This window comes from Streptomyces sp. NPDC060064, from assembly GCF_042736455.1.
In the GTDB taxonomy this organism is placed as follows: Bacteria; Actinomycetota; Actinomycetes; order Streptomycetales; family Streptomycetaceae; genus Streptomyces.
Map to the genome: position 1 here is coordinate 1 of NZ_JBHWWF010000094.1, position 6,360 is coordinate 6,360.

The window sequence follows — 6,360 nt, forward strand, 5'->3', positions numbered from 1 at the left end:
TTGAGGTGCAGCCCGGCGGGGATCTGTGGGCGGCCGACGAGTCAGGGCCGGCCGAGTGGACGCTGGACTCTCTGGCCGCCCGGGCCCGGCAGCTGCGGATCATCGGCCTCTACACCCAGCCGCCCGCCGGTGCGACGGTCGTCTGCGCCGACGACTACTTCCCCCTCGGGGCGATCCGCTTGATGGCCGAGGCCGCAGAGGCTTCGGCATGCAGGGCAGTGAGCACCGGAAGGTTCGGTGCGAACTACTGGACTTCGGCTTTGGGCAGGTGAGGGAGGGCACTCACCTGGATGCCGTCACGTTCGCCAATAGCTGTGACCAGCGCGGATGTCGGGACGTCGCGACGGGCACACGTGTCAAATCCACTCACCTGCGAAGGCACTGAGATCTCCTTCGAGTTCACACCGGAGCGTGCCTCGACGCCTGTCAGCGACGTGTACGGGGAAGCTGACAACAAACGTCCCGGTCAGAGTGCGTATGAGTATCGGTTGCTCAGGAAGGTCCCTTTTCCTTTTGGGATGATTCACGCATCGACGGGCCGTACGGGCAAGCAGAGCTGCTGTCGTAGCTCTCATGATAAGCGATGAACGATGCGACACTAGTTACCTTGGGGGACGGAGTGACACAGCAATCGGTTGTGGATGTTATGCCTTTCATTGGTCGGGATGAGCAGATAGAGGCATTTCTGAACGCAATCGCCGAGGCGGAATGTCATGCCTTTATTATCAAAGGAGACTCTGGAGTTGGTAAGACTCGCCTCGCCAACGAATGCTTGAACCGCGCCCGAGCGATGGGCTACAGGGGTGGGAGAAGTGCAGTTCCCGCTCCTAACGGATTTCCTCTAGCGACCTTGGCTCATCTTCTGCCTGCCGATCTCGATCGACTGAACCCTGTTGAATATTTCCGGCAGGCATGTGAATCAATCAACCCTCCGTCGATCGAGAAAAGGCCCCGCAAGCGATTCATTCTTCTCGTCGATGAGCTGCAGTTCATCGATACCGCTTCCGCGACCCTGATTTCTCAGCTGCTGGATGCCGGCATTGTCTTCCTTCTCGCCACCTCGCGATGGGGAACTCGGATGAGCGACGTGACGTCTACCCTGGAGCGAGCGGACTCGTCACATTGCGTAGAGATTGAAGAATTCACCCTCGCGGAAACTGAACGAATTCTAGATGCTGCACTCGGAGGTCTTGTGACTCCGCGCACATCGGCAGCCCTTCAACATCTCAGCAGAGGAAACGCGTCGCACCTGCGAGAGCTCACTATCGGGTCCCTGGCGTCACGAAACCTTGTGAACGATGGGGAAGTCTGGCACTTGCAGGGGTCTTTGCGGAGTACTCGGCGACTTCACGACATATTCCATACCAACCTGGAAAGAGTAGGAGAAGGAGCCAGGGAACTCTTGGAATTGATTTCTTTGTGTCAGAGTGTCGGAGCGCGGGATTTTTCAATAGAATCAACATGTCAGCTGGAGTCCTCCGGGTTTGTGGAATCAGTACGTCAAGGCGCTCGCGAGATCCTGACCATTACCGACCCTCTGTATCGCGAAATTCTGCTGTGCGATATTCCGGAATCCAGGAAAAGGAAATTGCTGACTGAGCATATAGCTCGACTCCGCGCTCATGGCGCTCGCCGAAGGCAGGACACGATTAGTATCGCTCTCTGGGAACTGGAGACGAAGGGAAGTGTCGAGCCATCTCTTCTTCTGCGCGGAGCCCTATCGGCGCGACTTGAACGCGAATACTCCGCTACCCGCACCCTGGCAGCTGAAGCCTTTCGCAATATCAGCGAATTTTGGCCGTGCCTCCTCTTGGGAGAGGCGCTCCACGAAGTGGGAGAATTCCGTGAGGCGGAGCGAGTACTCGAAATAGCGGAAGAATTGGCCGGGAGTGATGATCAGCGAGTCCTCCTAACACTCATACGAACATGCAATCTGACGTGGGGGCTGGGAAATAGCGTCGGGGCCCTCGACGCCAACTCTAAGGCGTCCAATCTGATACAGTCCCCTGACGCTGGCTCGGTTTTGGCAAACAATGAAGCGATGATTCTCATCTCTTTGGGCAAGCGGACATCTGAATTGACTTCGCTGGCAAGTCCGACGCCGGCATCGAACGCGGTGAGCGAAATGCTGGAAAAGCTCACTCGTGTGTGGTTGCTGGCTATCGATGGCCGTGCTTCCGACGCATTGAATCTGGGTCAGAATGCCTATCGCCAACGCATGGATATTGGCGAAACAGAGTGCCTGGGTCTACCTGATTCGACTCACTTTCTAATTCCGGTAATTTTTGCCACTGGGGAAGTTGGCAGACTGCAGGAGGCGCATGCTCTGGGATTGCAAGAGTGGGAAAAGATGCATAAAAATGGCCTCCATTGCTCGAATATTCTGCTGTCCCTGATCATCGCTCGCTGCGCCGTCATGCAAGGGCTCCCCAGAACGGCGCGCCGATGGGCAGGGCAGGCTGCTGGGATGGCCCGCCAATCCGATTCACAGGGTCCATTGTATGCAGCCGTACATTTGATCGCCGAAGCCGCCATGATGTCTGGTGACGAGCAAGCCGCCAAGCGTGCGTTGGCCGAGGCCGATTCACTTCCGGCGTGGGGAGTATTCGTTTCTGAACGCGCAATCGGCCAAGCAAGGTATGCGGCAAATCGCGGTGATCGCCCCCTCGCAAGAGAGCTACTGATGGCGGCGGCAGCCGATGCTCGTGCGACTGGTAACCTCGTCAGCGAGGTGAGAATTCTTACGGAAGCGGCGCGGCTCGGTGACATCACTATAGCGGCGGAACGTCTCGCCGAACTTGCCCGCTCATCAGACGGAGAGATTACTTCTGCCTGCGCGAACTATTTTTCAGCGCGGGTGGATGGAACACCGGCGGATCTGTTCTCAAGTTCCCATCGTCTGGAACGTTCAGGTGCTCTGCTGCTTGCAGCAGAAGCCGCGGCCGCTGGGGCATCCGCATGGCGACGGCGGAATTCCACGCGGAGAGCGACAGCAGCGGATAACAGAGCAGCAAGGCTCGCAGGCATGTGTGAGGGGGTCGTGACAGCCGATCTTGTCACGACCCCTGCATCCGTACAATTGACGACACGCGAGAGGGAAATCGCGATCCTCATCGCGCAGAGACTAACGAATACGGAAATTGCTGACCGCGCAAAAATTTCAAGGCGAACCGTGGAGAACCATCTCCAAAACATCTACAGGAAGCTGGGGGTGTCCAGTAGAAGCGAGCTCCGAAATGCGTTCAAGGGGACCGCCTGAGGATGAACTCATGATGTCGTCGGGGTGAGGGATAGCCCGACTTTGGTGTGGTATCTGCCGATGAGGTCGCTGTGGTGAGGATCCTTCGGAGTCAGCCTTTTCCCCTCAGCCTCGATTCGTCAGACGGGTTCAGTCGGTGACAGGCTTGGCGTTTCGCCTGGTTTCCTGTCCTCGTGTCATGTGAGGGGGCCGTTGACGCTGCGGGGGCGCCAGCCTCCGCGGGCCCAGTCGGCAGGGCTGTTGCATAGTCGCGTGATGTTGTAGCTGTGCTGGTCATGGCGGGCCGTTGAGGTCGAGCGGGCGGGAGTGGGACTGGTAGGAGTTGTGGCGGAGGGGCGCGGTGATGTTGTGGTGGCCGGCTGGGCGGAGCGTGTTGATGGCAACGTTCCGCAGGGTGGCCATGTTCTGTGGGGCGAGTCGGGTGCGGATCCGGCTGGTGTCCTCGGCGAACGTGACGTCTCGGACGTAGTGCAGCCTTGGTCTCGATGCCCCAGTGTGAGCGCTGTCAGCTGCTCGACCGCTGCGGCGGTGCCTGTTGCGAGGTCAGGTCGGTGATCGCGTAGGTCGTCTTGCGGGTGAGCTTGCCCGTCGTGTCGTTGGTGTGGAACCGCATGTTCCGGGCGGCCTGGGCGAATTCGGGGAAGTCCATGCCGAGACCGGTGATGGTCAGCGCTTTGACTACCCGAAGCTGGCGCCGGCCGTGCCCGTTGTCGCGCTCAGCGTGACGCGCGGTGACGTTCGTCCGGGGCAGAGAGCGAAGAGCGTTGAACAGTAGCGGTTGGCTGTCCTTGACGACCAGGAGGAAGTGCGCGTTCTTGGCGGTCAGGAACTCACCCATGTCGTCGGCGAAGGCCCGCCGGATGGGGTGTACGTCGAGTTGATCGTCCCAGCGGAACACGTGCTCACCGAGGCCGGGCGTGTAGGGCATGGAGACGTGTGCCGAGTCGGCAGCGGAGCACACGGCAGCTTCGAGGAGTTGGGCGCTGGCCCATGTGGGCGGGGGCGAGGTCGGGCCGTCTGGTCCGTCGAGCCGGATCACCGCATGGAAGTGCACTGCGCCCCGGCGTTGGTACTCCGCGACCTTGGCGAAGCTCAGCCGCAGGTGGTCCCCGATTTTCGATTGGGGTTGGCCGGCTGCGGTCGCCAGGTGACGCCGGTCGGCAGCGCCCGCCATCGGCCATGACACGGTGCACGGGCCCGAACGAGGGGGCGGTGAGGGTGACGAACAGCCGGGGATGAACGGTCACGCTCGGGGGAACGTTCTTGCCGCCCAGGAGGCCGGAGCGCACGAGGTGGAAGGTGTCGCCGGAGTGGAGACGCGAGCACGGCTCGCAGCGGGATTCACGGCGGTTGCGGCACCGTACGGCCAGCCGCCCGCCCGGTTCTGTGGCGGTGTCGTAGTGCCGCAGCACAGCGCCGGTATCGGCGTCCAGAGTGGTGGTGCGGCCGGAGAGATAGACAGGGTGGGCACATCCCCCGGTGGATCGGATCTGTTCCAGCCAGCGGGGGAAGCCCGGTTCGCCTGCGAGCCGGATCAAGTCCCGCTCTGGTTCTATAAATGGCGCAGCCGCCCTGAGCAGCCGACGAAACGCGAGGTCAGTCGGGCTGCGCTGGCCGGGCGGATTACCCACTTCTTCAACGCGTCGGGCCGGACGTACGGCTCGCCCAGGGTCACGCTGGATCTGTGGGCCGAGGGCTGGCAGGTGTCGCAGAACACCGTCGCCGAGATCATGGCCGGGCTCGGCCTGCAGGGTCGCAAGCCCCCGCGCCGACGCAAGAGCCTGACCCGGCAGGGCAAACGGAAGGCGGCGCGTGACCTGGTGCGCCGCCGGTTCGACGCGATCGCTCCGGATGTCTTGTGGTGGGGCGATATGACCGAGATCGCGGCCGGCGAGGGAAGCTCTGCCTCGCGTCCGTCCATGACGCGTTCTCGCGCCGGGTACTGGGCTACGCGATGGGCGACCGGCACGATGCGGCCCTGGTCAGCACGTCACTCAAGATGGCCGCCGCGACGCGCGGCGGCACCGTGGACGGCGTGATTTTCCACTCGGACCGCGGGTCGGAATATACGAGTGAGGCGTACAACAGCCTGTGTGCCCGCCTGGGCGTGGTGCAGTCCATGGGACGCGTGGGCTCGGCCCTCGACAACGCCGCCGCGGAGTCGTTCCACTCGTCGATCAAGGTCGAGTACGTCCACCGGCACCGCTTCGCCACCCGAGCCGAGGCACGGCTGAAGATCGCGACCTGGATCGCGGACTTTTTCAACGCGCGCCGCAGGCACAGCGCGGCCGGCGGACTACCTCCGGTGGAGTTCGAAGGAACCATCACCGAAGCACGGTCACGCTCGCATCAGAAGGACGAGCAGCATAGAGAAGTCCTCCACGTTTCGAGGGGATTGACAGGCAGGCGGTGGGGGTGGTCGTGGACTCGGTGGTTCGCTGGTGGGGGTCTTTGCGTCCGTGATCAGGGCGGCGGGGGGTGAGCCGCGTCTGGTCGGTCGCGTGTTCCTGCATGCTGCCGCCGCCGGTGAGGGTGACGGTGACGGTGTTGGTCACGGTACATGGGGCGTTGCGGCTGACACTGACCTTCAGGGTGATGGGCGGATAGTCATCGCCCGGCGGCAGAGTGTCGGTGCGGGTGCAGGTCAGGGTATCGGTCTGGCAGTCCCAGCCGTCGCCTTCCAGACGGGTGGCGGTGAGCCCCTCGGGCAGGGTGTCGGTGACAGTCACCTGTCCGCGGGTCGCGGCCTGGCCGCGGTTGGCGACGCTAATCGTGTACCGGCCGTGTCCACCCCTGGAGAACTTGCCTTTATGCGTCTTCTCGACCTGCAACGATGGGACGAGGACGACGGTGTCGATGTCCTGGTGGCTGGTGCTGCCACCGCCAGACACCGTCGCAACGTTGGCAAACGGCCCGGTGGCGCTGGAGGCGACGGTGACGGACAGCTCGATCGGCGGATAGGACTGGCCTGCCTGCAGGGCGTCTGTGCGGGTGCAGGTCATGGTGTGAGGTTGATCCCCGGGGGTGGACACCGGGTTTCACGCGACGAGTGACAGCGTACGTGACGTGATCAATTGCTGTTCGTACTCGGCTGGCGCGAG

General features: G+C 62.2%; 5 protein-coding genes and 3 pseudogenes. 4 read left to right on the forward strand and 4 right to left on the reverse strand.

Annotation, left to right across the window (positions count from 1 at the left end):
- Window positions 1-272: pseudogene (locus ACFWDI_RS40715) on the forward strand (hypothetical protein); the annotation flags it as partial.
- 311 nt (window positions 273-583) lie between these two features.
- Window positions 584-3,259, forward strand: coding sequence for a LuxR C-terminal-related transcriptional regulator (locus ACFWDI_RS40720; protein WP_385312124.1), 2,676 nt, complete (start codon window positions 584-586; stop codon window positions 3,257-3,259).
- A 273-nt stretch (window positions 3,260-3,532) separates the two neighbouring features.
- On the opposite strand, the gene ACFWDI_RS40725 is transcribed toward ACFWDI_RS40720, so the two are convergent.
- The 3 genes and pseudogenes from ACFWDI_RS40725 to ACFWDI_RS40735 form a co-directional block, all read right to left on the reverse strand.
- Window positions 3,533-3,661: a hypothetical protein gene (locus tag ACFWDI_RS40725; protein WP_385312125.1), complete on the reverse strand. Its 129-nt coding sequence runs from the start codon at window positions 3,659-3,661 to the stop codon at window positions 3,533-3,535.
- Window positions 3,662-3,764: 103 nt separating this feature from the next.
- On the reverse strand, window positions 3,765-4,433 hold the full coding sequence (locus tag ACFWDI_RS40730; protein WP_385312127.1) for a replication initiator: 669 nt from the start codon (window positions 4,431-4,433) through the stop codon (window positions 3,765-3,767).
- Window positions 4,417-4,797 (reverse strand): annotated as a pseudogene (locus ACFWDI_RS40735) (replication initiator); the annotation flags it as partial. The gene ACFWDI_RS40730 and the pseudogene ACFWDI_RS40735, both read right to left, overlap by 17 nt.
- Here ACFWDI_RS40735 and ACFWDI_RS40740 point away from each other — a divergent pair.
- Both ACFWDI_RS40740 and ACFWDI_RS40745 read left to right on the forward strand, forming a co-directional pair.
- Window positions 4,723-5,298 (forward strand): IS3 family transposase, encoded by a 576-nt coding sequence (locus tag ACFWDI_RS40740; protein WP_385312128.1) that lies wholly within the window; start codon window positions 4,723-4,725, stop codon window positions 5,296-5,298. The pseudogene ACFWDI_RS40735 and the gene ACFWDI_RS40740 overlap by 75 nt on opposite strands.
- Window positions 5,202-5,564: pseudogene (locus ACFWDI_RS40745) on the forward strand (integrase core domain-containing protein); the annotation flags it as partial. The gene ACFWDI_RS40740 and the pseudogene ACFWDI_RS40745, both read left to right, overlap by 97 nt.
- Before the next feature lie 19 nt (window positions 5,565-5,583).
- Here the strand turns inward: ACFWDI_RS40745 and ACFWDI_RS40750 are convergent.
- Window positions 5,584-6,261, reverse strand: a complete 678-nt coding sequence (locus ACFWDI_RS40750; RefSeq protein ID WP_385312130.1) for a hypothetical protein — start codon at window positions 6,259-6,261, stop codon at window positions 5,584-5,586.
- Window positions 6,262-6,360: the final 99 nt, after the last annotated feature.

Coding starts and splice junctions, on each gene's coding strand:
- ACFWDI_RS40720 (WP_385312124.1), top strand. CDS start 584: ATGAACGATGCGACACTAGTTACCTTGGGGGACGGAGTGACACAGCAA.
- ACFWDI_RS40725 (WP_385312125.1), bottom strand. CDS start 3,661: ATGGCCACCCTGCGGAACGTTGCCATCAACACGCTCCGCCCAGCCGGC.
- ACFWDI_RS40730 (WP_385312127.1), bottom strand. CDS start 4,433: ATGGCGGGCGCTGCCGACCGGCGTCACCTGGCGACCGCAGCCGGCCAA.
- ACFWDI_RS40750 (WP_385312130.1), bottom strand. CDS start 6,261: ATGACCTGCACCCGCACAGACGCCCTGCAGGCAGGCCAGTCCTATCCG.